The organism is Bradyrhizobium sp. Kon56, assembly GCF_055807635.1.
Genome location: NZ_JBVVOU010000368.1, coordinates 1 through 285 on the forward strand (window position 1 = coordinate 1; position 285 = coordinate 285).

1 protein-coding gene is annotated in these 285 nt (G+C 64.2%); it reads left to right on the forward strand.

Annotation, left to right across the window (positions count from 1 at the left end; all coding sequences use genetic code 11):
- On the forward strand, positions 1-285 hold a 285-nt coding region (locus AC0L3B_RS39335; RefSeq protein ID WP_473383174.1), incomplete at both ends, for a porin.

Genomic DNA, 285 nt, shown 5'->3' on the forward strand with positions numbered 1-285 from the left:
GTCGACCAGGCTTGGGGTCTGTTCCAGGCGTCGGTCGCTGCGCATGACAACCACGTTGCCTACTACGGCGCCACCGAGCCGACTGGCCATCCCGACGACAAGTGGGGTTGGGCTGCTCAGCTCGCTCTGTCGATCAAGAACATCCCGACTGGTGCGGGTGACGTGATCAACATCCAGGGCGTCTACACCGACGGCGCATCCCGCTACAACTTCCAGAACCTGGCGGGCGGCAGCTACTCGATGTTCGGCAGCTCCGGCGTTGCCTACCAGAGCGTCGGCTTCGCC